The sequence below is a fragment of the Allostigmatella hybrida genome (genome assembly GCF_020103775.1).
GTDB classification, from domain to species: domain Bacteria; phylum Myxococcota; class Myxococcia; order Myxococcales; family Myxococcaceae; genus Hyalangium; species Hyalangium aurantiaca.
Genome location: NZ_JAHXBH010000024.1, coordinates 1 through 26,744, shown reverse-complemented (window position 1 = coordinate 26,744; position 26,744 = coordinate 1). Strand labels below are relative to the sequence as shown.

General features: G+C 65.6%; 23 protein-coding genes. 15 read left to right on the top strand and 8 right to left on the bottom strand.

Features of this window, described 5'->3' with window-relative positions; genetic code table 11:
- Nucleotides 1-53: 53 nt before the first annotated feature.
- The 7 genes from KY661_RS27880 to KY661_RS27850 all read left to right on the top strand — a co-directional run bounded on the left by KY661_RS27880 (nucleotide 54) and on the right by KY661_RS27850 (nucleotide 7,287).
- A complete protein-coding gene (locus KY661_RS27880) occupies nucleotides 54-566 on the top strand; it encodes a cupin domain-containing protein (RefSeq protein ID WP_225413106.1) in 513 nt (170 codons plus the stop codon).
- 126 nt (nucleotides 567-692) lie between these two features.
- Nucleotides 693-1,604 carry an MBL fold metallo-hydrolase gene (locus KY661_RS27875; RefSeq protein WP_075005870.1) on the top strand — a complete coding sequence of 304 codons (912 nt, stop codon included), beginning with the start codon at nucleotides 693-695 and terminating at the stop codon, nucleotides 1,602-1,604.
- Between the two features lie 38 nt (nucleotides 1,605-1,642).
- A complete protein-coding gene (locus tag KY661_RS37625; RefSeq protein WP_225413105.1) occupies nucleotides 1,643-2,548 on the top strand; it encodes an AAA family ATPase in 906 nt (301 codons plus the stop codon).
- A gap of 2 nt (nucleotides 2,549-2,550) precedes the next feature.
- Nucleotides 2,551-3,204, top strand: a complete 654-nt coding sequence (locus KY661_RS27865) for a DUF4276 family protein (protein WP_225413104.1) — start codon at nucleotides 2,551-2,553, stop codon at nucleotides 3,202-3,204.
- Between the two features lie 167 nt (nucleotides 3,205-3,371).
- Complete coding sequence (locus KY661_RS27860) at nucleotides 3,372-4,235, top strand: DUF2381 family protein (protein WP_225413103.1); 864 nt, start codon at nucleotides 3,372-3,374, stop codon at nucleotides 4,233-4,235.
- Entirely contained in the window at nucleotides 4,232-5,983 is a 1,752-nt protein-coding gene (locus tag KY661_RS27855) for a serine/threonine protein kinase (protein ID WP_225413102.1), read from the top strand. The genes KY661_RS27860 and KY661_RS27855 overlap by 4 nt, the downstream gene beginning before the upstream one ends.
- A 155-nt stretch (nucleotides 5,984-6,138) precedes the next feature.
- Entirely contained in the window at nucleotides 6,139-7,287 is a 1,149-nt protein-coding gene (locus KY661_RS27850) for a serine/threonine protein kinase (RefSeq protein ID WP_225413101.1), read from the top strand.
- A gap of 21 nt (nucleotides 7,288-7,308) precedes the next feature.
- On the opposite strand, the gene KY661_RS27845 is transcribed toward KY661_RS27850, so the two are convergent.
- On the bottom strand, nucleotides 7,309-7,689 hold the full coding sequence (locus tag KY661_RS27845; protein WP_225413100.1) for a DUSAM domain-containing protein: 381 nt from the start codon (nucleotides 7,687-7,689) through the stop codon (nucleotides 7,309-7,311).
- Between the two features lie 89 nt (nucleotides 7,690-7,778).
- Between KY661_RS27845 and KY661_RS27840 the strand changes: the two genes are divergently transcribed.
- Nucleotides 7,779-8,279: a hypothetical protein gene (locus KY661_RS27840; protein WP_225413099.1), complete on the top strand. Its 501-nt coding sequence runs from the start codon at nucleotides 7,779-7,781 to the stop codon at nucleotides 8,277-8,279.
- Nucleotides 8,280-8,292: 13 nt separating this feature from the next.
- Here the strand turns inward: KY661_RS27840 and KY661_RS27835 are convergent, their stop codons facing one another.
- The gene (locus KY661_RS27835; protein ID WP_225413098.1) at nucleotides 8,293-9,444 is read right to left on the bottom strand and encodes an App1 family protein; all 1,152 of its coding nucleotides are present in this window, start codon (nucleotides 9,442-9,444) and stop codon (nucleotides 8,293-8,295) included.
- A gap of 294 nt (nucleotides 9,445-9,738) precedes the next feature.
- Here KY661_RS27835 and KY661_RS27830 point away from each other — a divergent pair, with 294 nt between their 5' ends.
- Nucleotides 9,739-11,847, top strand: coding sequence for an ATP-binding protein (locus KY661_RS27830; RefSeq protein ID WP_225413097.1), 2,109 nt, complete (start codon nucleotides 9,739-9,741; stop codon nucleotides 11,845-11,847).
- Here the strand turns inward: KY661_RS27830 and KY661_RS27825 are convergent.
- Nucleotides 11,801-13,648, bottom strand: a complete 1,848-nt coding sequence (locus KY661_RS27825) for a glycoside hydrolase family 15 protein (RefSeq protein WP_225413188.1) — start codon at nucleotides 13,646-13,648, stop codon at nucleotides 11,801-11,803. The genes KY661_RS27830 and KY661_RS27825 overlap by 47 nt on opposite strands.
- Nucleotides 13,649-13,716: 68 nt before the next feature.
- On the bottom strand, nucleotides 13,717-14,802 hold the full coding sequence (locus KY661_RS27820) for a glucose 1-dehydrogenase (protein ID WP_225413096.1): 1,086 nt from the start codon (nucleotides 14,800-14,802) through the stop codon (nucleotides 13,717-13,719).
- A gap of 231 nt (nucleotides 14,803-15,033) precedes the next feature.
- Between KY661_RS27820 and KY661_RS27815 the strand changes: the two genes are divergently transcribed.
- The gene (locus KY661_RS27815) at nucleotides 15,034-15,603 is read left to right on the top strand and encodes a hypothetical protein (protein WP_225413095.1); all 570 of its coding nucleotides are present in this window, start codon (nucleotides 15,034-15,036) and stop codon (nucleotides 15,601-15,603) included.
- On the opposite strand, the gene KY661_RS27810 is transcribed toward KY661_RS27815, so the two are convergent.
- Entirely contained in the window at nucleotides 15,566-16,141 is a 576-nt protein-coding gene (locus tag KY661_RS27810; RefSeq protein WP_225413094.1) for a GNAT family N-acetyltransferase, read from the bottom strand. The genes KY661_RS27815 and KY661_RS27810 overlap by 38 nt on opposite strands.
- Nucleotides 16,138-17,109 carry a hypothetical protein gene (locus KY661_RS27805; RefSeq protein WP_225413093.1) on the bottom strand — a complete coding sequence of 324 codons (972 nt, stop codon included), beginning with the start codon at nucleotides 17,107-17,109 and terminating at the stop codon, nucleotides 16,138-16,140. The genes KY661_RS27810 and KY661_RS27805 overlap by 4 nt, the downstream gene beginning before the upstream one ends.
- 197 nt (nucleotides 17,110-17,306) lie before the next feature.
- Between KY661_RS27805 and KY661_RS27800 the strand changes: the two genes are divergently transcribed.
- Complete coding sequence (locus KY661_RS27800; protein WP_225413092.1) at nucleotides 17,307-17,795, top strand: DUF4112 domain-containing protein; 489 nt, start codon at nucleotides 17,307-17,309, stop codon at nucleotides 17,793-17,795.
- Between the two features lie 12 nt (nucleotides 17,796-17,807).
- Here KY661_RS27800 and KY661_RS27795 read toward each other — a convergent pair whose 3' ends face one another.
- A complete protein-coding gene (locus KY661_RS27795; RefSeq protein ID WP_225413091.1) occupies nucleotides 17,808-21,221 on the bottom strand; it encodes a CHAT domain-containing tetratricopeptide repeat protein in 3,414 nt (1,137 codons plus the stop codon).
- A 279-nt stretch (nucleotides 21,222-21,500) separates the two neighbouring features.
- Here KY661_RS27795 and bglX point away from each other — a divergent pair, with 279 nt between their 5' ends.
- The 4 genes from bglX (at nucleotide 21,501) to KY661_RS27775 (ending at nucleotide 25,707) form a co-directional block, all read left to right on the top strand.
- The gene (gene bglX / locus KY661_RS27790) at nucleotides 21,501-23,726 is read left to right on the top strand and encodes a beta-glucosidase BglX (protein ID WP_225413090.1); all 2,226 of its coding nucleotides are present in this window, start codon (nucleotides 21,501-21,503) and stop codon (nucleotides 23,724-23,726) included.
- Between the two features lie 188 nt (nucleotides 23,727-23,914).
- The gene (locus KY661_RS27785; protein WP_225413089.1) at nucleotides 23,915-24,421 is read left to right on the top strand and encodes a hypothetical protein; all 507 of its coding nucleotides are present in this window, start codon (nucleotides 23,915-23,917) and stop codon (nucleotides 24,419-24,421) included.
- The gene (locus KY661_RS27780) at nucleotides 24,418-24,993 is read left to right on the top strand and encodes a head protein (RefSeq protein WP_225413088.1); all 576 of its coding nucleotides are present in this window, start codon (nucleotides 24,418-24,420) and stop codon (nucleotides 24,991-24,993) included. Before KY661_RS27785 ends, KY661_RS27780 begins: the two co-directional genes overlap by 4 nt.
- An 81-nt stretch (nucleotides 24,994-25,074) precedes the next feature.
- Nucleotides 25,075-25,707: a hypothetical protein gene (locus KY661_RS27775; protein ID WP_225413087.1), complete on the top strand. Its 633-nt coding sequence runs from the start codon at nucleotides 25,075-25,077 to the stop codon at nucleotides 25,705-25,707.
- Nucleotides 25,708-25,952: 245 nt separating this feature from the next.
- On the opposite strand, the gene KY661_RS27770 is transcribed toward KY661_RS27775, so the two are convergent.
- The coding region (locus KY661_RS27770; protein WP_225413086.1) for an IS5 family transposase at nucleotides 25,953-26,744 on the bottom strand (792 nt) is incomplete at its 5' end.

Here is a 26,744-nt window from a genome sequence, read left to right as displayed (position 1 = left end):
GCCATCATTCGGCTCAACCTGGGGCGCGGGCTCCGGCCAGGGGGATGCAGGGCATGAGAAGCGATGGCGAAACACCTCCCACGCTGGGCATCGGCACGGCGGCGCGGGGCGAGAGCTGCTGGCGTCCCCGGTGGGACTGGCGCAGGGCCTCGCCGGACACTGGGGCGGAGACGAACACCGCCGCCGAGAGCCCCGTGGAACAGGCCGTGGAGAAGGTGAACCTGGAGAACAAGTTCTCCCTCTTCTCCGAGCACTGGAAGCCCAAGGTGGTGGGGGAGCTGAACGGCCAGCAGGTGAAGCTCGCCAAGCTGAGCGGCTCGTTCGTGTGGCACCACCACGAGGCCGAGGACGAGCTGTTCCTGGTGGTGAAGGGCCACCTGCGCATCGAGCTAAGAGACCGGACGGTGGCGCTGGGGCCCGGCGAGTTCCTCATCATCCCCCGGGGCGTGGAGCACCGGCCCGTGGCGGAGGGCGAGGTGGAGGTGTTGCTCTTCGAGCCGTCCTCCACGCTGAACACCGGCAACGTGCGCGACGAGCGCACGGCGAGCACGCTCGAACACCTCTGAGCCTCCCCGCCTGGCGGGGGAACGGCCAGGCGCTGGGGCCCTGTGGTTCCATGTGGGCTCCCCACGGCGCAGCTTTGCTCAGGACCGGGGTCCACCGAAGGACCCTCTCTGCCCTGGAGCCGCGTCATGGCGCTGCGCGTTCACCACCTCAATTGCACGACGATGTGTCCACCGGGTGGCCGGTTGATGGACGGGCGCATGGACGTCTCGGGCCCGGCGGCGCTGGTGTGCCACTGCCTGCTGGTGGAGACGGACCGGAGCCTGGTGCTGGTGGACACAGGCTTTGGGCTCAATGACGTGCTGAGACCCCGGCCCCGGCTGAGCCCGCTGTTCCTGAAGGGACTGTGCCGGCCCCAGCTCTCCGAGGGGATGACGGCCATCCGGCAGATCGAACGGCTGGGTTTCAAGCCCACGGACGTGACGGACATCCTGCTGACGCACCTGGACTTCGACCATGCGGGCGGGCTGGATGACTTCCCCTGGGCGCGGGTGCACCTGCTGGACGCGGAGTACCTGGGGGCGGTGGCGCAGAAGACGCCGCTGGATCAACGGCGCTTTCGGCCCAGCCAGTGGATGAACGTGAACTGGGTCACCTACCCGAAGCCCGAGGCGGGGGAGCGCTGGTTCGGCTTCGAGTGCGTGCGCGACCTCGCAGGCCTGCCGCCGGAATTGCTCCTCGTGCCGTTGCAGGGCCACACGGTGGGACACTCGGGCATCGCGCTGCAGGTGGGCGGCCGGTGGCTGCTGCACGCGGGGGATGCGTACTTCCACCACCGGGAGATGGACGTGGACAAGCGGCGGTGCCCGCCGGGCCTGCGCTTCTACCAGACGTTGATGGAGAAGAACCGGCGCCAGCGCCTGTACAACCAGGAGCGTCTGCGCGAGTTGGTGAAGGGCCACGGCTCCGAGGTGACGGTCTTCAGCGCCCACGACGCGGTGGAGTTCGAGCGGCTGGAGTCGCTGGAGAAAGTACCGCTCGACTCGCCCTTCCTCACCTTCCCGCTGGAGAGCGAGCGCCCCCCCACGCTGCACGCGTGAAAGCAGACGTTTGGGCACGGGGCTGGTAAAATGTCCCCGTGATTACATCGGTCCACTTCAAGTACTTCCGGGCACTGCGGGACGTGAGCATGACGCTCACCCCGCTTACCGTGCTGGTCGGCCCCAATTCTTCCGGCAAGACTTCTGTACTGGATGGGCTCCACCCCAAAATCGCCCAATCCGTATCTAACAATTGGAAACAAGACCCTCACCGTGACTTCCTAATTCAATGGAAATACGAGAACTACGGCCTTGATGGAAGCTCTGACTCTGTATTTGGCTCGGCGCACCACCAAGTACAATTACTGAAGCTCGATCTAGAAGCACTCCGCAGCGAGAATACGCTGGCTTACGCCCAGTTCTTGAATCCTACGGGAGACAACCTTGCGAATGTCTTCTCGACTCTGAGCCGAAAACAACAAGCCTCTGTAGCCAATGAACTGTGCCGCCTTGTGCCCATGTTCAGCGATGTTGATTTGGCACCAACACATTCAGGAAAACATCGACTTCGGTTCCAAGACCGCTGGAATAACGATCTCTGGTTTGCACCATCTCAAGTCTCAGATGGTACGATGCTTGTGCTTGCCTTCATCCTGCTCCAGTACCAACCCAAGCAGGCTGACCTCATCACCATCGAAGAGCCCGAGCGGGCTTTACATCCCTATCTCCTTGATGAACTCATCCAACTGCTTCGCAAGATGACTACAGGGGAGATTGGCAAGAAGCCCGTTCAATTCGTTCTTGCCACCCATTCCGCTGAACTCTTGGAATATGTGCGCCCCGAAGAAGTCCGCTTCCTCACCCGCTCGCCCGAAGACGGATCCGTGCAGGTGAACGAGGCGCCCACAGGTTCAACCAACTGGCAGCGGGTCTACAAAGAATACCGCGAATCGCTCGGCAGTATCTGGCTCTCTGGCAACGTCGGTGGAGTCCCGGGGCGATAAGCATGTTTCGCGTCGTCATCTACGCCGAAGGAGCCGGCGAATTGGCAGGTTCCAAGAACCTCCAGCGCGCTCCAGGTGCAATGCTTACCGAGGAAGAGCTGGGCTCTGCCCACTTGCTGGTACGCCGATGCCTGGAAAAGGTCCGCCACCTCGAAGCATCCCTCATCCATTTCGAAGAACCCCTGCGAACGGATCGGGGCAAACTCGCGCGTGGCAGTAACCTTCATAGTCCCAGTACCTTGCGCCGTCTCTTGTCCTGGGCCGATCCTGCTCGGCAGCCTGACCTCACTGTGGTCTTCGTCGACGCAGATGGGGATGATCAGCGGCAAGTTCAGCTCGACTCCGCGCTTCAAGGTCTCCCCGTTGAAGCCATCGTGAGTGTCGCCATCCAAGAGTTCGAGGCCTGGCTCTTGGCCGACCCGAATGCGCTCAAGAACGCTCTCCGGCAGCCACTGGCTCCTCCCAAACCGCCCGAGAAGCTTCCCAAGCGTCAATCCAAAGAGCTTCTGCAGCAATGGTGCGAGGAGCACGCCCGCAGCCGTGACGCCGCCGAAATCCGGCGCAATCTGGCACGGCAAAGCGACCTCGACACCCTCGCGCGTACATGCTCCGCCTTCGCCTTGTTCCTCCACAAACTCGGCACTCGCCCAACCTGATCCACTAAAAACCTCTGCGCAACGGGAACTGAACGAACGCTTGCTCCCGGCTGGACGCAGGGGTACCCCGGATGAAGGGAAGAATGGCGGTTCCCGGACTATAGGGTTTGGTCCCACTGCACGGGTGCCAATGATGGTAGCGTGACCATCCAGGAGGTCACGCCCCTTTGATCCAACCGTTGAGATTGGCCCTTGCGCTCGCGCTCCTGGGGGGGACTGCGGCACGGGCCGAGGCAGCGCCAGCTCGCACGAAGCGAGAACGGCCCGTCACCGTCACCGGCAACCCCGCCGAGCCGCTGCCCGTCATCCGCGTGGCTCACGACACGCCGACGCTGATTCTCTTCCCCGCGCACATTCAGCGAAAGACCCTGACCTTCGACGAGTCCCGGATCCGCGTGCTGGACGCGGGGGAGCGCTCGGTGATCGTTCAAGCCGTGATGGACCTTCAGGAAGGCGAGCGCCACGAGATTGGCGTCTTCTTCGCAGACGGGAGGATGCCATCGCGGGCGGCCTTCGTACTCGTCACCGACCCCGCCGAGGTGGACACCCGGATCGACGTGCAACGCCCCGAGCCGGCCGCTGCGCCTTGCCCAAGCGAAGCTCCGCCCCGCGTGCCGCAGCCGGAGGACTTCGTGCGGCTCGGCTACGTGGACAAAGAGGGCATTTCGGTGACAAGCATCAAACTGGTTGATGATAAAGCTCAGGGCCTTTCGGCATCGGATGGGTACGCCTATCGTGGCAAGGGATGGGCCGTGGTAGCTGTGGTGATCAACAATGGCTCCACCCTCCCTTGGACACCGCGAGAGGCCACGTTGACGGGAGCGCGAGGGTTGTCGCTTCAGGCGCGGCTGGTGGTGGACGATGAGGGCGAGTTCGGGCTGGGCTTCAGGATACGGGTACTCGCGGCCGTGGACACACTGGCGTTGAGCGCGGGCGCGGTCTTCACGTTGGAACTGCGGGGGGAGGATGGCCGTACCCTCAAAATTCCGGGCGTGCGTTTTCCCAAAGCTGGGATGGAGGGAATGCAATGACTGGAACGCTCATCCGGCTGCCGTCCGGCGCGGTGGTGGATGGTTGGCACGTCGTGAGGGAACTCGGCAACGGTGGGTTTGCCGTGGTCTATCTGGTGGAAAAGGACGGACGGCCCCATGCCCTCAAGGTGGCGCGCCATCGCGAAGCCAGCGGGGATGACAAGCAGACGCATGCCCGCATGGTGCGCGAGGTGACAACGCTCCTCATGCTGGACCATCCCAACATCATCCGGCACCGGGGGTATGGGTATGCCGAAGCGGGCAACATGTACCTGGCATTGGAGTACGTGGAGGGCTGGACGCTCGCGGAGTGGAAGGAACGCAAGCACCCCACGATTCACGAAATCCTGAAGGTCTTCGTCAAGCTCGCTTCCGCGCTGTCGTACATGCATGCCCGGGGCGTGCTTCACCGGGACTTGAAGCTGGTCAACGTTCTGCTCCGGAAGAGCGATGGAGAGCCCATCATCATCGACTTTGGCTGTGCGACCTACACGCTGGCCGAGGACCTGACCGAGGAGGGGCTGCCCCCGGGAACAGAGCGCTTTCGGGCTCCCGAGCAATTCAAGTTCCTGCGTGAGCACAAGAACGAGCACCGGGCGCGCTATGCCTTCAAGGTGGCGGATGAAATCTTCGCGTTGGGCGTCATGCTGTACGAACTGCTGACGGACCCGCGGCCCACGGAATACAGCCCGCGCCTGGCGTTGAACAACCCCTTGGTAAAGCCTCCCTCCGCATGCCAGGTGAACCCCCGGGTTCCTGGGCTGCTCAGCGATCTGGTCGAGCACATGCTTTCCCGGGACCCGGACAAGCGTCCCGTGGACACCGAGGCCCTCCGCCGCGAGTTGGAGGAACACCTCGACAGCTCCGGGGCCGAGTACATGCTGCCCGCGCATGCGCCGTCGAAGCAGAGGCAGCCCGAGCCCTCCGGGGCTCGGAAGCCCATGGAGGCGCCGCCGGGCACCCCTGCGCCGCACAAGGTGTCCGCCAGAGCGCTCGCCGCAGGCGCCGCCGTGTGCGTGGCCCTGGCCGCGGCGGTGGCGTTCTGGTCCACCCCTGGCAATGCTCCCGCCCCACCCCCTGGCCGTTCCGCACCGTCCAGAACACTCCCCCCTGATATGTCACCGTCCCCCCTCAGCCCCGCGCCGGCTGCCGCCATCGTCCCAGCGGTGGATGTGGGCCAGAAGGAAGGTTCACCCGTGAAGATGCCGTCTCCTGAAGTCCCACCTCAAGCAAGCCCCCCGCGCATGCAGAAGAAGGCCAGTGCCACCGACTGCGCGGCGATGGCACTCGTCGCGGCCCTGGCAGCGGGTTGCCCCGGCGCTCAGATCCGGCCCGAATCCTTCACCTGTCCAGCCGGCGCGGAGCGGGCCATGAAGGACCATCTCCATTGGGAGGAAGGAGACAAATTCTGGCTCCTGCTCGACGAGAGGCACATAAAAACTGGTTCAATCTGGTTCACGGCGGGAGCAGAAGTAGTGGGCATCGTTCGCAAGGACAACCACGACAGGCGGCAGCTCGACCTGGCCCCTCCTGGAACCCGGTTTTACGGGAAGGCTTATTACCTCTCCGACAAGATGGGCCGCACGGACGCACCCTCACTGGTCGTGAGGTATGACCGTGTGAAGCTGCCAGGGCAGGACGAGCAACCCATCTGCTTTGTCGTGGAGGGCACCGCCTTTGAGTTCAAGGATGGCCGTGTCCGGACACTCAACTACCTGCCGGGCTATGTCGTGGACCGCTGGCCCTGAAAGCCCGTGCCAAGAGACGTGACAGAACGGCGCGCCCTTGCCCGATTTACGCGTGACGGTATCAGACCTGGGGGGTAGTTCCCTTTTGCCCAATCCTGTGGGTAAGGTTGGGCCATGTCACGGCGGCAGTGTGCTGCGTGCGTGGAGGGATGAACATGTCAGCAACCGGTTTCGGGATTCCGCGAGGTGCGATTCTCTTCGAGGCAGACGGCGTTCAGTACGAATTCCTCGAAGACTTGGGGGAAGTCCAGAGTGAGGTCAGGCTCTTTGTGGGACGGCGTCGCATCGCTGGGCGGCCCAAGAACAAGGTGCTGATCAAGGCGGTGGGCCTTTCGGGCGCACCTCAAATGTCGAGGGTGATGCGCGCGCGGGCGAAGCTGGATGGGCAGGTACGCCTCGCCAAGTACCTCGACCACCCAGGAATCCACCGGGTTCACGGTCTGAAGAAAGTCGAAGGAACTTGGTACGTGATCGCCGAGTTCCCGTCCGGGAACAGCTTGAGCACGCTGCTCAACCTCGTGTCGGAGTGCAGGCATTGGTACACGCCGCTCTTCGCGATGTACATCGGTGCCCGGGTGGCGGACGTGTTGGCGTACGCGCACGCGGCCAAGGACGAGCAGGGGCGCCCCTTGAATATCGTTCACCGGGCCATTGATGCGGATCATGTCTTCCTGGATTGGGACGGCGCCGTGCGCATCTCTGACTTCGGCCTCGCCCTTTCCACCTTACCGGGCCGTGTGCCTTCCACGGTGCGCCGCCTGTACGGGGATGGCTTCTACGCCTCGCCGGAAGTGCTGCTGGGCAAGCGTGCCGGCGCGCATATGGATCTCTTCTCCCTGGGCGTGCTCATGCTCGAACTGGCAACGGGAAAGAATCTTCTCTATGCCCCCGATGAGGTGACCGAAGAGGTGAAGGCGTCCCTCTCTCCGCCGCAGCTTCGCCGCGTCAAGCGCGCCATCGAACGGGCGCAGCTTTCAGGGTGCAGCCCTCTTCTGGAGGATGCGATCTGGCGCGTGGCCACCTACACGGAAGCAGACGTGGAACGGTTGACGGCAAGTCTCTCCGAAGGCCTGCGCATGACCCTCCGCAAGCTTCTTCATCCCGTGCAGGGAGAGCGCTACCCGACAGCGGCGGAGCTGGTGGAGGACTTGCGCCGCTGGCTCGGAGGACTGACGTTCAGCCCTGCCGATGCAATCGCGGAACTGAACAGCGTCATGGATGAAGCTGCGAAACATCTCGCCGGGAAGGAATTGGAGACGCTGCCGTCTTCGAGGCGTCCGTTGGACGCGCTCACCACGGCCTAACACCACTCGGTCCGCACTTGGCTACGACCACTTGGCGAGCTTTGCCAGTTCGCCTTCTGCGATCTCTCGATACTCCGGTACAACCTCGACGGCTAGCACGTCCCGCATTTGTCTGCGGGCCCCTTCGAGATCCCCAGCAGCCTGGCGTGCGTACATCCGGAAGAGCGCATCGCTGAGCCGATCCGAGCCCTCGCTGATCCGCTCCCGAATCTTCCGGAGCAAGGCGGTTGCACTCTCCACGTTGGCGAGGGCCGCTGTCGCTTCGGTGCCGCTGATGGCCACTGTTGGAGCCGATCGCAGCAGAAGATCGCGTACGTCATCTGTGAGGGCTAAGGCTTGCCCCTGCTGAACGCGGGTGTCCAGCACCCGGATTTCGTGCCACTCGCCTTCCTCATGCTCCATGCGCTTTACTACTCCTGTTTCGACGAACACTGGAAGACGAGCCAGTGGCCCACCGACATTGAAGGGCAACCTTGCATTGGAGGCCCACGGTGAGCCGCTCCCGGAAAGCGTGGTGGGACGAGATCGCGCAAGACAGGGACGCTCTCGTGCTCCTGCTGAACTACGCCGAAGCGCCATTTGAGGTCACCGTGCTGGCGCACAAGGACTTCGAGCGGAAATGCCTGCGCGAAGCGCGGACGCCTGCCGAACGGCTGCACATTCAACGGCTCTCGGCCAAGGACATCCTTGTGGAAGCCTACGCCGGTGCCCAGCCCTGGAAGGATTTTGGCCCGCCCTTGCTGCGCCTGAAACGGCTCGGGTTCCCAGATACCCGGACTCACGTCTTGGCCGCCTGTCTCTATGTCCAGGCGCTGACCTTGTTCCCGGAGCGCGTGCGAGACGCTTTCGCGCTCCTCGAGGACGCGGAGCGCCGAGTCCGTCGGATGCCCAAAACGAGCCGTGGCCGTGAGCAGTTACTCGACGGAATCACGGACGCGCGCCGCGTGGCGGAGATGCAAGGGATCCGCCCACCGCAGGCTGGGCGCGGCTAGAAACAACAGTCCCCTACTCGCGGTCGAGGGCGTCGAGCACCGTCCGGGCTTCCGCGTCCTCGCGCTGGTGCTCTTCCACGCGCGGCACCTCTTCCCAGCGGATCCACCCGGCCTTGGCCGCGTGCCGGGCCGCCGTCACCGTGTCGTCCACCACCACCATCTGGCTGCCCGCCCGGCGCACTTGCTCCGCGATGCGCGCCAGCTCCACCGCCCGCTTCTCCTTCGATGGCACGTTGCGGATGTACACGCACTTCACCCGCCCCGGGTACTCGCGGACGATGGTCCGGTAGTGCTCCGCGTCCTCCTGGCCGCTGTCCCCAATCAGGATGAAGGGCAGGTGCTCCAGCGTGCCCATTACCGCGCGAATCTTGTCCAGCTTGTGCTCATGCCCACCCCCGGGCGCGAACCCGTGGCGCGACAGCCCCCAGTCCCGCAGCAGCAACGGGCCCGCCGGAATCCGGTGCAGCGACAGGAACTCGTCCAGGTGCTCGTACAGGTTCCACGGGCTGCTGGAGACATAGAAGATGGGGTTCGTCTCCTGTCCCTTACTGCCATCGTGCAGCGCCTTGTAGAAGGCATCCACGCCCTCGAAGGGCAGGCGCGTGCGGTGCTCCGTCAGGAACAGCGTCCATGCCCGCTTCACCGGGTTCGTCACGCCCGTGACGATGACCGTGTCGTCGATGTCGCTGATGACGCCCAGCTCCGCCTCGGCCCCCGCCACCAGCACCGGCGCGGACACCGTGGGCACCCCTTCCGGCTCCGGCGCGAGCAGCTCCAGCTTCACGAAGTTCCACCCCGGCAGCACCCCCGCCGGGGGCTCCACCCACAGCGTGAGGAAGCCCTCCTCGTCCGTGGTGCCCTCCCAGCGCTTCTCCTCCCAGTGCACCGCCACCCGCGCCCCACCCAGCTCCCGCGTCGCATACCGCTGGTACGAGGCGATGGCGCTGCCCACCAGCGTGCGCCGCAGGTGCGCGGGCCGCACGTCCCGGTCCTCCAGCACCCGCGCCTGGATGAGCACCCGCTCCGGAGAGCCATACCCGCGGTAGGGCAGAATGCGCGGGGGCCGCGCCCACTTCAGCTGGCGCCGGACCCGGCGGCTCCATGCGTCCCACGTGGCGTCGGCTCGAACGGCGAACTCGAAGAAGGAGGACTTGAAGGCAGGCATGGTCGAGGGGCCTCTAGTGTACCTTGGCCTTTCCCGCAGCCTCCCATTGTCTTCGGCCAGGTGTCACACCCCGGTTTTCCCCGCTTCATGGGAAAAATGGGGTTCCCTCCCGCCCCCGTCGCGGGTACCGTCCCAGGAGACGTTACCTAGCGAACGTCGGCACCCTCCACGAACCCCCTGGAGGGCCTTCGAGGGCTCGCGAGAGAACGTCAGGCACCGGGTCTGCTTCCACCGGGGGGGGACATAGGAATGATTTACCGCCAGGAATCCGATCGCCTCCCCTTAGAGCACCATGTGCCCACCGAGCAGGTCGCGGCGAGCCGCAGCGCCGTCCCCACCGCGCCCCGCCCGCTGAACGAGCAGCTCCGGCTGGAGCGCCTCCGCAGCTACGGCATCCTCGACACGCCTCCCGAGCCCCCGTTCGATGATCTCGCCCGCCTGGCGGCCCTGCTGTGTCACGCGCCCACCGCCTTCATCTCGCTGACGGACGAGACGCGCCAGTGGTTCAAGGCCTGCATGGGAACGAGCGGCGACGCCCAGGAACTCCCCCGGGACGACTCCTTCTGCACCTACGCCATCCTGCAGACCCAGCCCTTCGTGATTCCGGACGCCTCGCTCGACGCACGCTTCCGGGACAACCCCAACGTCACGGGCGGGCGGCGCATCCGCTTCTACGCCGCGGCGCCGCTGCTCACCGAGGACGGGCTCGCGCTCGGCACCCTGTGCGTGCTCGGCCGCGAGCCCCAGCAGCTCTCCGCGCAGCAGGGCCAAGCCCTGGAAGCCCTGGCCCGGCAGGTGGTCAGCCAGCTGGAGCTGCGGCGCTTGAACCTCCACCAGCAGCGGCTCATCCAGGAGCTGCGCACCACCAACGAGCGGCTGGAGCGGATCCAGCACGCCACCAACGACATCATCTGGGACTGGGATGTGGTGGCGGGCCGGGTGATGTGGAACTCCCGCATCACCGAGGTGCTCGGCTACCCCCTGGAGCAGGTGGGGGAGCAGTCCAACTGGTGGTACCGCCACATCCACCCGGATGACCAGGAGCGCCTGGCCCAGAGCTTCCAGCGGGCCCTGGCCGAGGGCGCCTCGAAGTGGACGGCGGAGTACAGCCTGCGCCGCGCCAACGGCACCTGGGCCCGCGTGCTGGACCGCAGCACCATCCAGCGCGACGCGGCCGGCAAGCCCGTGCGCATCTACGGGGCGGTGGTGGACCTGAGCGAGCGCGAGGAGATGCGCACCCGGCTGGCGCTGACCGACCGCATGGCCTCGGTGGGCACGCTCGCGGCGGGCGTGGCGCACGAAATCAACAACCCCCTGGCCTACGTCATCGCCAACCTGGACTTCACCCTCCAGGAGGTGAACACCGCGGGCACCCCCGGCGCCCCCCCCGTGGCCGAGCTGTGCGAGGCGCTCCAGGAGGCCCGGGAGGGTGCCGAGCGCATGCGCCTCATCGTCCGGGACCTGAAGATGTTCAGCCGGCCCGATGACGAGCGCCTGGAGCGGGTGGAGCTCTGCCACGCCATCGACTCGGCGGCGACGATGGCCTGGAACGAAATCCGCCACCGGGCGCGGCTGGTGAAGGACTACCAGCCCGTGCCCCCGCTGTACGCGAACGAGGCCCGGCTGGGCCAGGTGTTCCTCAACCTGCTGGTGAACGCCGCGCACGCCATCCCCGAGGGGGCCGCGGACCGCAATGAAATCCACGTCTCCACGCGGCTGGACGCCGCGGGCCGCATCGTCGCCGAGGTGCGCGACACGGGCAGCGGGATTCCCGTGGAGATCCGCTCACGCATCCTCGAGCCGTTCTTCACCACCAAGCCCACGGGCGTGGGCACGGGCCTGGGGCTGTCCATCTGCCACGGCATCGTCAGCAGCCTGCACGGCGAGCTTCAGTTCGAGAGCGAGGTGGGCCGGGGCTCGGTGTTCCGCGTGGTGCTCCCCGTCCCGGCGCCGGTGGAGACAGAGGACACCCCCCTGGAGCCCACGCCCCAGGCCCCCCGCCGCAGCCACATCCTGGTGGTGGACGACGAGCCCCTGGTACTCAGCGCCCTCAAGCGCACGCTCCTCGAGGAGCACGACGTCACCGTCTTCTCCCGGGCCCGGGCGGCGCTGGAGTGGCTGGAGCAGGGCCTTCCGTGGGACCTCATCCTCTGTGACTTGATGATGCCGGAGATGACGGGGATGGACTTCCACGAGGAGCTGAGCCGGCGGATGCCGGAGCGGGCCGGCCAGGTCGTCTTCGTCACCGGGGGAGCGTTCACCGCCAAGGCCCGGGACTTCCTCGGACGGGTGCCGAACCCGCGCACCGAGAAGCCCTTCGAGGCGCGGGCGCTGCGCGAGCTGGTGAACGCCCGGCTCAGTCTTTCTGGCCCAGGGTCCGGTCCAGGTTGTAGGCGGCACTGATGAGCGACAGGTGGGTGAGCGCCTGGGGAAAGTTGCCCAGCGCCTCGCCCGACAGCCCCGTCTGCTCCGCGTACAACCCCAGGTGGTTGGCGTAGCCCAGCATCCGCTCGAACGTCAGCCGAGCCTCCTCCAGGTAATCGGACCGGGCCACGCTCGCCCGCGTCATCGCCTCCACCAGCCAGAAGCTGCACAGGTTGAAGGTGCCCTCGCTGCCGGAAATCCCATCCAGCGTCGCATCCACGTCGTAGCGGAACACCAGCCCGTCGGACACCAGGCCTCCGCCGGCGGGGGTGCGGCGCATGGCCTCCAGCGTGGAGAGCATGCGCGGATCCACCGGCGACAGGAAGAAGACCAGCGGCATCAGCAGGTTGGCCGCATCCAGCGCCTCGTGGCCATACGCCTGGATGAAGGCCCTGCGGTCCTTGCACCAGCCCTTCTCCATGATTTCCTCGAAGATGGCGTCGCGCACCTCGAGCCAGCGGTTGCGATCCGCCGGGAAGCTGCGCTTGTCCGCCAGCCGGATGGCCCGGTCCACCGCCACCCAGCACATCAGCTTCGAGTACACGAAGTGGCGGCGCCCGCCGCGCACCTCCCAGATGCCCTCGTCCTCCTGCTGCCAGTGCTCGCACACCCAGTCCACCATGCGCCGCAGGTGCTGCCAGAAGTCATAGCTGATAGGCGCCCCGTGCTTGTTGTACAGGTACACCGAGTCCATCAGCTCGCCGTAGATGTCGAGCTGGAGCTGGGAGGCCGCGGCGTTGCCGATGCGCACCGGCCGCGCGCCCCCGTAGCCGGAGAAGTGCTCCAGATCCACCTCATCGGGCACGTCGCTGCCATCAATGGCATACATGAGGTTCAGCGGCGCGCCCCCGTTCCCGTCGTGCTCGGCGCAGCGCTCTTCGATCCACCGCATGAAGGCGCCCGCCTCTTCCTTGAAGCCCACGCGCAGGAAGGCATAGACGGTGAAGGCCGCATCCCTCAGCCACACGTAGCGGTAGTCCCAGTTGCGCTCTCCGCCGGGAGACTCGGGCAGGCTGCACGTGGGGGCCGCCACGATGGCCCCCGTGGGCTCGAAGGTGAGCAGCTTGAGGGCCAGCGCCGAGCGCTCCACCACCTCGCGCCACCGCCCCTTGTACGTACACTTGGACAGCCACTGGCGCCACCAGAGCACCGTCTTGCGGAAGAGCGCCTCGGAGGAGTGCTCGCCGTGCGCCCGGCGCGAGCAATCCTTGGCCGCCCCCTCGTGCAGGCTGAACACCGCCGACTGGTCCTCGCGCAGCTCGAAGCGCGCCGTCACGCCCCGCTCGCCCACCTCCAGCGCCACCTTGGTGGCCAGCGTGAGGCTCAGCGGCTCGGTGATGAAGTTCACCCCACCGGGCACCTCCCGCGTGGTGTGGGGGCTCCGGCCGTAGTTGAACGCCGGGAAGCACTCCATCCGGAACTGCATGCGGCCGCGCACCACGCGCACCCGGCGCACCAGCTCGCGCGCGTGCTCGTTGCCCCGGTCCACCACCGGCATGAAGTCGATGAGCTCCCCCACCCCTTCCGGCGAGTAGAAGCGCGTCACCAGCACGTTCGTCTCCGGCCAGTAGAACTGCTTGCACGTCACCCCTTCCATGTCCGGGGCGATGCGAAAGTGGCCGCCCCGCTCCGGATCCAGGATGGCCGCGAAGACGCTCGGGCTGTCGAAGTTGGGAAAGCACAGCCAGTCCAGCGTCCCATCCGAGCCCACCAGCGCCACCGTGCGCAGGTCGCCGATGACGCCGTGGTCCTCGATGCGCACCGCTTCCCCGTTGAACATCCGCCCACAGGGGCCCTTGCCGGAAGAGTGCTTTTCCGAAGTCGAAGTCAATGCCGGGCTCCTCTGCCTCAGGCGAAGCGGATGATGTGCTTGATGCCGCCGGACTTGCCGGTCACCACCTTCTGGAAGTCCTCGGGCGGATGGCGCTCGGTGATGAGGGCCTCCAGTTGGCCGGGCCAGCGCTGCTGGAAGCGCTCCAGGTCCTCCAGGGCGGCCTGGAAGTCCGCTTCCGAGGCGTTCACGGTGCCCAGGACCAGCTGGTTCTTCAACACCAGCTGCTTGAGCAGCGCCGCGCCGTCCAGCTCCAGCGGCTCCTTGCCCCCAGGGACTCCGGTGAAGACGAACACGCCGTTGGGCCCAAGCACCTTCAGCAGCTCGAAGCCCGCCTTGACGGCCCCCGAGGCCTCGTACACCACGTCCACGGGGCCCGTGCGCCGGGCCAGCTCCTCCGGCGTCACCTCCTTCGAGGAAACATACGGAGCCCCCACCGCCTCGGACAACGCCGCCTTGGAGTTGGGCTTGGGCGAGCGCGAATACATCGTGGTGGCGTGGCCCGCGCGCATCAAGGCCATGGCCCCCAGGAGCCCCACCGGCCCGGCGCCCAGCACCACCGCGTGCCCCGGCTGCTTCTTCCACGGCAACCGGCGCTTCAACACCTCCAGCTCCCGCAGCGCCTTCTCCGCGATGGTGAGGGGCTCGGTGAGCACTGCCACCCCGCGCAGCGCGGCGGGCACCGGGTGCAGGTACGCCGCCTCCTCCACGAAGAACTCCGCGCAGAAGCCATGGGCCTTCTGGATGCCACGCTCCCGGTAGTCCCCCGTCACGCAGAAATCCGGGTTCCCGCTGCGGCACGCGGGGCAGGCCTCATGAGGGCAGGGGCGCCGCACGCGCGGGACGACCAAATCTCCCGGCTTCAGGCCCTTCACCTGTGCGCCCACCTCCACCACCTCCCCCAGCGCCTCGTGGCCCAGGATGAGGAAGTCCTCCCCCTCCGGGGGGGCACCGTGCTGGAACTCGGCGATCTCCTGGTCCGTGCCGCACACGCCCACCTCCAGCGTGCGCACCCGTACCCCCGTGGCGGAGCTCAACCGGGGCTCCGCCACGTCGATGACGCGCACCTCACGGGACTTCGGAAAAACGGCAACGGCCTTCATGCGGTGCACCCTCCAGGAGAAACGGCGCTCTCTCCAAGGCTGCGTCCGCGGCGGGTAGGAGGGAAGCCTGGGGGCCATAGATGCCCTACCCCCCTGCCGGGCGCAGGGCTCCTGGAGGACCGGGGACCGGGGGTAAACAGTCGAGCGGCCCGAGGTGCCGGAAGGTCAACGTTGCCGGCCCCCATGGATTCCAGGTGCTAGAGCGGGTGGGCGGGGTTTATGACAGGGGCCGTGACCAACCCCGCCTCTCAGGGAATTCCCTCGGACGAAGCTCCCGCCTACCGCTCCCGGTCGCTGCGCATCAGCACCGTGGGCTTCCTGCTGCTCGCCGCGCCCTTCCTCGTCTTCGGGGGGATGATGCTCCTGCTCAAGACGCGCGTGGAGCTGCACTGCGATCCGGGCGGGTGCCAGCTCTTCCACGTCAGTTGGGTGACGTCCCAGCGCGTGGAACTCTTCCCGCTGGGGGAGCTTCAGGGGGCCCTGGTCGACCGCAACCGCAGCAGCCGGGCGGGCGCGGAGCCCCTCTACCGGCCGGTGCTGGAGACGGCCCGGGGCAAGTTCCCGCTCAGCTACCGCTGGCTGAACGACGAGGCCGAGGCGGCGCGCACGGTGAGCATCGTCCAGCGCTACCTGGCCAACCCCATGGCCACCAACGGCCGGACGCTGGTGCTCTTCCATGACCACCGGCGCATCCCGCTGCTCGTGGGCAGCGCCTTCAGCGCGGTGGGGCTCGCGCTGGTCGGGCTGAGCCTGTGGATGGCGCTCAAGTTGCGGAGGGCGTCCGCCAGTCCCAGAGGATGACGGCCCACTCCTCCAGCGCATCCCGGTAGGTGTGCACCGTCTGGAACCCCACGCGCTCGTGCGCGCGCAGGGAGCGGCGGTTGCGCGTGGCCACCTCCGTGAGGAACAGGTCGAAGCGCGGCCGGTAGAGCTCCCGGTGGTGGTGGTAGAGCTGGTCGAACAGGCCCTGGCCCCGGTGGGCCTTGCCCACGCAGATCTGCCCCATCACATAGAAGCGCTCCTGCGCGAGCGGCCGGCCCTGGTACTCCAGCGTCTCGAAGAGCTGGAACATGGGCATCAGCTCGGGGCACAGGGCCTGGCACTCCCGGAGCATCGTGAGCGCATACGCCACGGGCGTCTGCCCCTGGCGCACGACGATGCTGGGCGCCAGCGCATGCATCTGCTGGAGCGTGTCCAGGCTGTGCCGCACCGTCACGAACCCTTGGGAGCCCTCCTCCTCGGGTGGGATGTCGCCCCGCAGGTTCTCCCGCTGCAGTGCCAGGATGTGTTCGAGGTCGGCGGTGTCCCGCACCCTGTCCGCCCAGTAGCGCGCGCTCATACCTGGGAAGAGTCATCCTCGGAGGGGGGGGACTGCTTCGCCGACGGCGTCCACCCGATGAAGAGGTTGGTATCGTCGAAGAAATCCGGATCGGGATTTTGCATGCGCAGCATCCGCTGCTTCTCGTACTTCAGCCGGCGCTCCTGCTGCTCGGTCCAATCCTCCAGGGTATAGGTGGGGTAGGCCTGCGTCTTCATCAGGATGTTCTCTTCCACGAGCACGCCGGTTCCAAACGCCAGCGAGCCGGTGCCCACCGCCTTGCAGGTGTAGCCCATGGCCTTCGTGAAGGTGCTGGGCCCCACCTTCACTTGCGTGGAGACACGCTGGACGAACGAGAAGGGCACCTTCTTGGTGACCGCGCACAGGAGCAACCCTCCAAACGCCGCCATCGCGAAGCCCACCCCGTTTCTGAGGACCTCGGCCTCCTTGGGGTGCTGATCCACGTTGTTGAATTCGTGCGCCAGGGTCGAGATGAACCGGCCGGGTAGGTCGCCGTCCTTGTCCACCTTGGACATCGTGTACTTGAACACGCTGTGAAACAGGACCCCTGAGTTGTAATAGAGGTAGCCCGTGGGCATCGTGGGGGCGTGGGCCTGGCGGGCCGCGATGAGGTGCGCCACCCAGATGTCATACCAGTTCAACTGGGGCGCCAGACCGAGACGTTTCTTGTTCTCGATCATCTGGTTCTGGAGCTTGGGCAGCCACGACCGGAACGAGAACATCACCGGCGACAGCGGGGGCGCGTAGAGCTGGACGTCGTGCTGGGCGTTCGCCTGGGCCGACGGGATGCTCGGCTTCAACTTCATGTATTCGTCGTGCGCCCGGTCCTCGATCCGGGGCGCATCGAACAAGCGCCGCTGCTGCTGGGCCACCTTCTGGGGCAACTCGGTGACGCGGTTGATGAAGTACTTGAAACACTCGAAGGCCCCCTGGGGGGGACCTCCACCGTTGTCGTTCGGGTCGCGCATGTCCGGGAGGCTCTCCAGCCGGGAAGATGCCGGAGTCTACCGCCTGCCCCCCACCCGGGGGGAGTCCCCCTCTGGTCAGCCCTTTCGGAAGAACCCGGTGGGTGTTTCGGCCTCCCGCCTGAATGTGACGTACCCGATGGTGGCCGGAGTGCCGCGTTGACGGCCCCCCCGGAGGAAGGCTCCTGTGGCGTGAGCCCATGCGCCCACTGCCCGTCCCGACGACGTCCCCCGCTGATTCCGCCGCGCTTGACCAGGTCCGCCGTCTGGCCCGGCAGTTGGACACCTCCCTGCGGCTGCCCGGAGGGGTGCGCATCGGGTGGGACGCCGTGCTGGGCCTGATTCCCGCCGTGGGCGATTGGGCCGGTGCCCTGCTCTCCAGCTACATCATCCTTCAGGCGGTGCGCCTGGGCGCCTCGCGCGGGGTGCTGCTGCGCATGGTGGGCAACGTGGCGGTGGAGGCGCTCGTGGGCGTGGTGCCCTTCGTGGGAGATCTCTTCGATGTGGCCTGGCGGGCCAACGTGCGCAACGTGACCCTGCTCGAAAAACACCTGGCCGCACCCACGGCCACCCGCCGTGCCAGCCAAGCCTGGGTGTTCGTGGCCGTGCTGCTGCTGGTGGCGCTGCTGGCCCTGGCCGCGACGCTCACCGTGCTGGTCTGGCGCGCCCTTGGCCTTCACCTCTTCTGAGGCATCCCGTTCTCACGGGATGCCCGCCATTCCATGCAAGGGCGCGTCATTTCCGAGGGCGATGAAGGGCGCCCAGGAGTGAGGGTGCGGATGGGTAAGCCGCAGCTCTCGCATGGCCTCACGCAGTGCGGTAACGCGTCCCTTCCCCGCCAGCAGATGACGGTAATAGCGTTCCATGAGCAGACGCGTGGAATCGTCGTTCACCTTCCAGAGGCTCACCACCACGGTTTCAGCGCCCGCGGCCACCAAGGCACGGCGCAAGCCGTAGACGCCCTGGCCCAGATGGACCTCACCTCGTCCGGTGTCACAGCCCGACAGGACGACCAGTTGCGTGCCCCAGAGGTCCAGCCCCGCCAGCTCCAGCGCGGTCACCAGGCTCGCCTCAAGCCCCAGAGAGCCAGGACCAGAGCGCGCGACGTGAGCGCCCGCCAGCACAAGCCCCGAGTTGAGCAATGGCTCCTTTTGAGGAGGAGGGGGGCTGCCCAATGCGTCAACCAGGGCAAGCCCTCGAAAGTTCGCAGGCGCAGGGGCATCTCCCAGGAAGAAGCCGTGCGTGGCCAGATGAAGAATGCCTGGCGTTGGCAGGTACAGCAGGCGTTGCTTGGTGGCCTTGGCTCCAAGGAACAACTTGGCCTGGGGAAGCAGCCTCTGGATGCTCTCCGCCTCCAAGCGCGCGCCCGGCAACGGCACCCAGCTGTTCCGGGAGAGTTCCTGGGGTGGAGCCGCGAAAAACCGCTCCAAGGTGTTTGAGTATGGTGTCGAGCCCTGCAGCATGGCTTCAGCAGAAGCAGTGAAGTCAGGATCCGCGAGCACAAAGACGTGCGAAGGGGGAGGCGTACTGTCCTGTGCACGCGACAGCAACTCCCGGCCAGAGGTGAGATGGCTGAACTCAAAGGCATCCAGCAGAAAGCCCTGGCCATCATGAAGGGCGGAAAAAGGAACGAGGCCCAACTGGCCGTCCGGTGACAGAAAAAGGCGGCAGGCCTGCCCAAGCAGCGGCACCAAGGGCTGGAAAGCACGCCGGTAAAGCTCCTCCGCGATGGGTTGGAAGGAGGCTTCTTTCTCGGCCAAAGCGTCGCGCAAGCGCGAAGCGGCACGATCGATGGGGGCCGTGGGCCCCAGATCCACGGTGCGGATGGAGGCATCCGGCGAGAGCACCAATGCCATGTAGCGCATGGGGCCGGGCGCCTTCGCTGGCGGTGTCCCAGGCTTGGGGAGGAGAGGGGTGTCCTGGTAGGTGATGAACTCGACCAATGCACTCTCCTTGGACAGCGAGGCGGCGACTCGGCCGACGATCTCCGCAGGGGGCGGCAATGCCGAGAGAGCGCGCAGGGGTGCGGAGCGCTTGGCCAACTCTGCTTCGAGCGAGTCACCCTCTTCCTCCAAAGACCTGAGACGTTGTTGGTAGATCTCGGCGCGCAGAGGACCTGGGCCCTCGAAGGAGAGAATGGCCAACTGGGTGCGCAAGCCCCTCAGCCGCTCGAGGGTGTCGAGATCCTCTGGGCCCAGCCTGCGATAGAGGGTGCGGGAGATGTTGGCGGTTTCGGCGACGGACCGGCCTTTGAGCAAAAGCACCGCGCTCAAGGCCAGGTGCCGCACGCCTTCATCCTCCGGATGGGCGCTCAGCAGGGAGTAAAGCCGCTGCTCATCAGCACGCAAGTATTGAAGGAAACTGGAGAGACGGCTCTCGGAGAAGTCGAGCGCCTCTTGACGAAGGCGCAGTTCAGAAGAGGAGAAGGCTTGAGTAAAGAGCGGCAAGGCCTCGGCAAGGTGGCCTTGAGCCGAATAGATTTGACCGAGGTCGTTGATCAATGAAGCGAAGAGGGGGTGACTCTCGCCAAGGGATTTTTTGACAATAGCAAGCGCGCTTCGGTAGAGAGATTCGGCTTGACGATACAAGCCCTGGACCTTGTAAAGATCCGCAAGGCTATCGAGCGAGGCAGCAATATCGGGATGATCAGGCCCCAGGGCATCCTTTCGAATTCCCAGTGCGCGTTGGTGGAGAACTCTGGCCCGCTTGTACAAGCCTTTGTCTGCGTACAGGTTCGCGAGACCGCTCAGCGCGGAGGCGACATTTGGATGATTGGGTCCCAAAGCCGCTTCCCTGATCGAGAGTGCACGCAGGTAAAGCGGCTTGGCCCTGTCATACATGTGCTGGTCGGCATAGAGGTTGGCGAGACTGTTGAGTGAGGTGGCAACAGAAATGTGGCGTTTACCCAAGGCCGCCTCAACGAGAGCGATCGAGCGAAGGTAGAGTGCCTCGGCCCGGCTGTACAATCCCTGTTCAACATAGAGGTTGGCGAGACTGTTGAGCGAATCAGCGAGGTCGGGATGCCTAGGACTCAAGGCCATCTCTATGATGACAATTGCGCGCTGATACAAGGGCTCGGCCTGGCCGTGCATCCCACGAAGCATGTAGAGCGTGGCCAGGTTACCAAGCAGCCTGGCGATGCCGGGGTGGCTTTCTCCCAACAACTTTTTTCTGATATCGAGCGCACGCTGATACAGCGGCTCGGCACGGCCGTACAATCCTTGCTCTTGATAGAGCCCAGCGAGATTGTTGAGCGAAGAGGCGACATCGGGGTGGTTAGGACCCAGCACCGCCTCCCGGCTCTCCAGCGCCTTCCGATGGAGAGGTTCTGCTTTGCCGTACAATCCTTGTTGATGGTAGAGGTTGGCGAGATTGTTGATCGCAGAGGCGACATCGGGGTGACTCGGTCCCAAAGCCTCCTCCAGGATCTTCAGTGCGCGCTGATACAATGTCTCGGCTTGGCCATACAGCCCCTGGTCAGCATAGAGGTTGGCGAGGTTGCTAAGTGAATAAGCGACGTCGGGGTGGACTGGGCCCAAGGCACGCTCCCGGATTGCAAGGGCCCGCTGGTAGAGCGGTTCGACACGGCCGTACAAGCCTTGCACCAAATAGAGGCTGGCGAGATCCTCCAGAGCATCAGCGACGCCAGGGTCGTCAGGGCCCAGGGATTTTTCCCGGATCGCCAGGGCCCGCTGGTAGAGAGGCTCGGCACGGCTGTACAAGCCTTGAGCCTCATAAATGGTCGCAAGCCCTCTGAGCGAGGATGCAACACTGAGGTGATTCTTGCCCAAGGCCTTTTCTTGAATCGCCAGGGCACGCATGTAGCTCGGCTCGGCGCGGGAGAGGTCTCCCTTCCGCCAATGGATTGACCCCGCCAGGTACAGGCAGTCGGCTACTTCTGGGTGCGCGTCCCCGAGTACTGCTTCACGGAGCACAAGTGCGCGTTCTGCCTGCACGAGGGCTTCGGGATACTGGCCCGCGTCCTTGAGCCTCGACGCCTCAGCGACAGCCTCCCGCGCCTCTCCCAACCGCACATCGGGTTGCTTTTCGCTGGCCCAGCCCTCCACCGCACAACAAAGGGCCAACGTCATCAACCAGCCCAAGGCATGACGCATCGCTTCTCCTGGTCAAACCGGAACACTCCTGCCTTGAACAGGGAGGCGGCTGGCAGGAAGTTTATGCAGAGTATTAAATCGTTTTACAGGCCGGACTTCGCGGCTCATCAGGGTCCCAACTGCCCCCGGGCGGGCCGGGGCTCGACAAAAACCGCCCACCTCCGCCCCCGTTGGTTAGTCTGCCTCGCCTACCGGCAGATCGAGGATGAACCCATGGAGTTGCGGAACAGTCAGCAGGGGCAGCACGGAATCCCGCTCGCACGCGAGGGAAAAAACGTCATGCAGCCGGCCCCCTCCAGTTCTCAGCTCGCCCAGGCAGACCTCCACCGCCGCACCGAGGCGCTGCTCGCTCAGATGACGGTCGAAGAGAAGGCGGGCCAGCTCGCGCAGTACTCCGTGGGAACCCCCACCGGGCCGGGCACCGGCCGCAATGACTACGAGACGCTCGTGCGCATGGGCGCCGCCGGCTCGCTGCTCAACGTGGTGGGCGCCTCCGAGACCAATCGCTACCAGCGCATCGCCGTCGAGCAGAGCCGCCTCAAGATTCCCCTGCTGTTTGGCTACGACGTCATCCACGGCTACCGCACCATCCTGCCCATCCCCCTGGGCATGGCCGCGAGCTTCAACCCCGCCCTGGTGGAGCAGGCCGTCCGGCTGTCCGCCACGGAGGCCGCCGCCGAGGGGATCCGCTGGGCCTTCTCGCCCATGGTGGACATCGCGCGGGACGCCCGCTGGGGCCGCGTCGCCGAGAGCTCGGGAGAGGACCCGCACCTGGGGGCCGCCCTGGCGCGCGCGTATGTGCGGGGATACCAGGGCACCTCGCTCTCCGAGCCCACCTCGGTGGCGGCCAGCGTGAAGCACTTCGCCGGTTATGGCGCGGCGGAAGGCGGCCGGGACTACAACACCGTCGACATGTCCGACGTGAGCCTGCGGCAGATCTACCTGCCCCCCTTCCAGGCCGCCGTCGAGGAGGGGGCGGCGACCCTGATGAGCGCCTTCCATGCGCACAACGGGGTGCCCGCCACGGCCAATGGCTACCTCATGACCCGCGTCCTGCGGGAGGAGTGGGGCTTCAACGGCTTCGTCGTCAGCGACTGGGGGGCGGTGGGCGAGCTGCAGAAGCATGGCGTCGCCCTGGACGGCGCCACCGCCGCGCTCAAGGCCCTGAGCGCGGGCGTCGAGATGGACATGGAATCGCACCTCTACGGGCCCGAGGTTCCCCGGCTGGTGCGCGAGGGCAAGCTCAGCGAGGCGGTGCTGAACGAGGCCGTGCGCCGCGTGCTGCGCGTCAAGTTCGCGCTGGGCCTGTTCGAGAACCCATTCGTGGACGAGAAGGCCGCGGCCTATTCGGCCACCCCGCAGAAGCGCGAGCTGGCCCGGCGCATGGCGGAGGAGTCCTTCGTCCTGCTCAAGAACGAGGGCGGGGTGCTGCCCCTGCCCCCCTCGGGCCGGAAGGTCGCCCTGGTGGGCCCGCTGGCGGACGCGGCGTCCGGCATGCTGGGCATCTGGAGCGCCAAGGGCGAGCCCCAGGACGTGGTGACCTTGCGGGCCGCGCTGGAGCGCCTGCTGAAGGACAAGGGCGGCCTGCGCTACGCCCCGGGGACCGGCGTCCTCTCCAGCGACACCGCGGGCTTCCAGGAAGCGGTGGCGGCGGCGGCGGCATCCGACGTGGTGATCGCCGCGGTGGGCGAGGACGAGACCATGAGCGGCGAGGCCGGGTGCCGCACGCGCCTCGAGTTGCCTGGCAACCAGCGACAGTTGCTCGAGGCGCTGGCCGCCACCGGCAAGCCGGTGATTCTGGTTGTTTTCAGCGGCCGTCCGTTAGCGCTCACAGAGGTGGAAGGTTTCGCGGCGGCCATCGTGCAGGCGTGGCAGCCCGGCATCGAGGCAGGCCCCGCGCTGACGAACCTGCTGTGGGGCGAGGTGAACTTCAGTGGCCGCCTGCCGGTGACCTTTCCCCGAAGCGTCGGCCAGGTCCCGCTCTACTACAACCACTTCACCACCGGCCGCCCGGTAGGAACGACAGACCTGACACGCCCTCCGGCCAACCCGGCGGAGAAGTACGTCTCGCGCTACATCGACGAGTGCAACATCCCGCTCTACCCCTTTGGCCACGGCCTTTCGTACACCACGTTCAGCTTCTCCGAACCCACGTTGAGCGCTTCGGCCCTCAAGGCCCACGAGGTCCAGAAGCAGGGTAAGGACGTGCTGCGCGTGAAGACCCATGTGCGCAACACGGGCAAGGTCCAGGGCACGGTGGTGGCGCAGCTCTACCTGCGCATTCACGGCGCGAGCACCGCGCAACCCGTGCGTCAGCTCGCGGGCTTCCAGCGCATCGCACTGGCCCCGGGCGAGTCCCGGGACGTGGAGTTCCCTCTGGGCTTCCAGGAGCTGTCCTTCATCGACACGCACTCGGCGCGCGGCGTGGAGCCCCACACGCGCTATGACGTCTGGGTGGGCGACAACTCGGAAGCCACCCAGCACGCCTCCTTCACGATGGAGTGACAGATTTCCAGCGCTGGCTTTCCCAGGTGACAGCGGAAGAAGCTCACCCCATGGCAGGCACTGACTCGCATATGCGGACCCTCACGGTTTCAGCAAGAATCGCTGCTTCACTCCTCAGTGCCTTGCTCGTTTCATGTGGAGCTTCCCGCTACACCGCTCCAGCCCATCCCGAGGAACTCTCCCATTTCGTGCTCTTCATCCGGGACCAGCCTGATGGCACGGTGACCCATTCGTGGCGACGAGCGGACGAAGTTGAGCTTCCGCAGTATTCACGCAGGGCAGCCCAGCACATCGTGCTCACCATGGGGCGCAAGCGCGACTGCGACGAGGAAAACCGCGAGTGCATCCGTGAGTGCATGAGCCGCCCACTTCCACAAGGGTTTGGTCATGTCACTTCAGGGAGAAAAGGGCGTGGTGGCAAGGAAGAGTACTGCAACAACAAATGTATGCAGCCGTACCTCGACTGCACGAAGCTACAAGAGCTAGAACCCCATGAATTCACTGCCGCAGACAAAGCAGTGGATTGGCTGAAGCGCCATCACAAGCCAGTTCTGGTGGGAAGCGTGGTCATCATCGCAGGCGTGGCTTTCGTCGTGCTCTCCGCAGGCACGGGGCTCATCATTCTCGCCCCTGCCGTACTCCTGGCTTCGCCCACAGCCGGGCCTCCGCCTTACATGGTCGAGGTATCGCCATGAAGCTGGGAGACCTCTCGCTGGAAACGCAGGAACTGCTTGGGAAGCTCCGGGAAGCCGCTCACTCGGATGAAGAAAGAGCGCGGTTTCTGGTGGCCATGGATGCGCTCAAGTTCATTGCTGCGACTGGCCAATCACAGGATTTCGAAGACTATCGCAATAGCCTTGATACCCATGCTCCTCCTCTGGTGATTGCTGCCTTCGATACACGCAAGGAGGCCGAGGCTTGGTTGAATGGCCATCCCAAGCCACCGCACCTTGCTTATGTCTTGATTGCTGGCGCGTATCACGTGGTCATGCACGTCCCCGAACTCAATCACCGCAGGCTGATTTCCCATCCTGTTCTTGAGTTCTATCTCGCAGAGATGATCCGGGAAGGGATTCCCGCTCCCATGGCCACCTTCCACACGCAAGAAGAGGCGAGGACGTGGCTTGAGCATCAGCCTGAGCCGCCTCTCCAGGTCTTCATCCACATCGAGGGGGAGCCTCACCTCGTGGCGTACCACCACAGGATTGGCCTCCGCGCGATGTATCCTCTCTCCATGGCCGCACCGCTGAAACAAGCAGACGAGTGAGCACACTGGCCTCTCATCTGATAGACTGGGTTTCCTCACGAGCACTGGCCGGGGGCTCGCACATCCCAGGGTATCCCTGTCATGAGCCTCCAGCGCCTCGCGTCCCCCCTGCTGCTGCTGTGCGTCCTTCCAGCGGCCGCCCTGGCGGAACCGCCGTCCCAGAACAGCACCGCGGATGCGCCGCTGTGTTTTCGCGGAAAGCCCTTGCCGGAGTGCCAGGGCTTTCTCCTGACGGAGTTCGCGGTCGCCATCGCGCAGCCGTCGGACTATCGCCGGCCTCCCTTCAACGCCATCTGGGAGTTGGGCTACATGCACAACCTCGAGGAGGCGTCGCTGGCGTTCGGGGGCACCCTGTTCTTCGTCTATGACGACGAGGAGCGCATCCTGTTCGGCATCAAACCCCGGCTGCGGCGCTGGTTGACGCCGTGGCTGAGCGCCGAGGTGGCCCCGGGGATTGTCATCGGCGGAGGGAACGGCGGCACCTTCGCCCCCTCCTACCCCGCCTTCAGTGGCCACGCGGCCCTCAACTTTGGAGACGTGGTCTCCGTGAGCGCCCAGTTGGAGATGCTCCCGCTCACCAGTACGTCGAACGTCAATCCCCGGGGGCGGGAAGTCACAGGCTACCTCTCGCTGCGTTTCGGCTCCTACGCGGGCATGGCCGCAGGTCCCCTGGCGGGTGCTTTCTTGGTGTGGGCGAACGGGGTCAGCGACTGAGCCGGCTGGGCATTGCCCTTTCCGACGAGACGAGTGTCCGCTTCCGGGAGCTCACGGCCCTGCGACAACATGTCCCATCCCCCCGGTGCGCGCCTGGGCCCTAGCAGGCCGCTGAAAAAGTAAGAGAGGAGGGGCTTACGTCCCGCTGGGTGGTCATTTCCATGGCGGGGCCTGCTCCCTCCCTCGAGTAAGCAGATGCGAAGGCTGTCGCCGCACTGCTCGGCGACAGTTCTGTGGCTCTCGGCTCATGCGGCCATCGGCATGAGCTTCGCCATTCGCACCAGGTTGTAAGCGGCAGCCACAAAGTGCATCTGTAATCCCACACGGCGCTGACCTCGGTAGCGCGCCTTGCGCATGCCCCCCACTGTCTTGGCCCAGCCGAATATCTCTTCCACCCGTTTACGAATGCGTTGGCTCACCTCATAGCCAGGCTGACGCACCGTCCTCTCGTCGATATTGCTACCCCGGTGAGCGGTGATGTTCTGGGCCACATGCGGTGTCACCCCTTCTGCACATAGCGCTTGGACGAAGTCGGCCGTGTCGTAGCCCTTGTCTGCTCCCAGCGTCGAGATGGGCAGGCCCGCTGCCTTCTGCCGCCGCACCATTCTCAGCGCCTGTTCTCGCTCCGCGTAACCATCGGCTTGCGACAGACTCACATCGGCAATGAGCCCGTGCCGGTTCTCCATCAGCACATGCCCCGCGTAGGACAGCCTCGCCTCTTTGCCCTTGCCCTTCTTGGCCAGCCTCGCCTCCGGGTCCGTCTTTGACTCGTGCGTGGCGTTGCTTCGCTTCTCGCCGTGGAAGTTGACCGTGGGATTGCCAGGATCATCCGGCGGTGACTCCTCGCCCGCTCCTTCCTTCTTCTTGAAGGACTTAAGGCTGGCCCATGCTTCTATCAGCGTCCCGTCCACCGTGAAGTGCTCCGCGGACATCAGCTTTTCGCGGCGCGCCTGCTCCACCACCCCTTCGAAGAACCGCCGTGCCACATCCGCCTTCAACAGCCGCTCCTTGTTCTTGGCGAAGGTAGAGGCATCGAA

Excerpts from the sequence above, each read along its gene's own strand:
- KY661_RS27880 (WP_225413106.1), top strand. The coding sequence starts at position 54 with ATGAGAAGCGATGGCGAAACACCTCCCACGCTGGGCATCGGCACGGCG.
- KY661_RS27875 (WP_075005870.1), top strand. The coding sequence starts at position 693 with ATGGCGCTGCGCGTTCACCACCTCAATTGCACGACGATGTGTCCACCG.
- KY661_RS27865 (WP_225413104.1), top strand. The coding sequence starts at position 2,551 with ATGTTTCGCGTCGTCATCTACGCCGAAGGAGCCGGCGAATTGGCAGGT.
- KY661_RS27855 (WP_225413102.1), top strand. The coding sequence starts at position 4,232 with ATGACTGGAACGCTCATCCGGCTGCCGTCCGGCGCGGTGGTGGATGGT.
- KY661_RS27850 (WP_225413101.1), top strand. The coding sequence starts at position 6,139 with ATGTCAGCAACCGGTTTCGGGATTCCGCGAGGTGCGATTCTCTTCGAG.
- KY661_RS27845 (WP_225413100.1), bottom strand. The coding sequence starts at position 7,689 with ATGGAGCATGAGGAAGGCGAGTGGCACGAAATCCGGGTGCTGGACACC.
- KY661_RS27835 (WP_225413098.1), bottom strand. The coding sequence starts at position 9,444 with ATGCCTGCCTTCAAGTCCTCCTTCTTCGAGTTCGCCGTTCGAGCCGAC.
- KY661_RS27825 (WP_225413188.1), bottom strand. The coding sequence starts at position 13,648 with ATGTTCAACGGGGAAGCGGTGCGCATCGAGGACCACGGCGTCATCGGC.
- KY661_RS27820 (WP_225413096.1), bottom strand. The coding sequence starts at position 14,802 with ATGAAGGCCGTTGCCGTTTTTCCGAAGTCCCGTGAGGTGCGCGTCATC.
- KY661_RS27810 (WP_225413094.1), bottom strand. The coding sequence starts at position 16,141 with ATGAGCGCGCGCTACTGGGCGGACAGGGTGCGGGACACCGCCGACCTC.
- KY661_RS27805 (WP_225413093.1), bottom strand. The coding sequence starts at position 17,109 with ATGCGCGACCCGAACGACAACGGTGGAGGTCCCCCCCAGGGGGCCTTC.
- KY661_RS27800 (WP_225413092.1), top strand. The coding sequence starts at position 17,307 with ATGCGCCCACTGCCCGTCCCGACGACGTCCCCCGCTGATTCCGCCGCG.
- KY661_RS27795 (WP_225413091.1), bottom strand. The coding sequence starts at position 21,221 with ATGCGTCATGCCTTGGGCTGGTTGATGACGTTGGCCCTTTGTTGTGCG.
- bglX (WP_225413090.1), top strand. The coding sequence starts at position 21,501 with ATGCAGCCGGCCCCCTCCAGTTCTCAGCTCGCCCAGGCAGACCTCCAC.
- KY661_RS27780 (WP_225413088.1), top strand. The coding sequence starts at position 24,418 with ATGAAGCTGGGAGACCTCTCGCTGGAAACGCAGGAACTGCTTGGGAAG.
- KY661_RS27775 (WP_225413087.1), top strand. The coding sequence starts at position 25,075 with ATGAGCCTCCAGCGCCTCGCGTCCCCCCTGCTGCTGCTGTGCGTCCTT.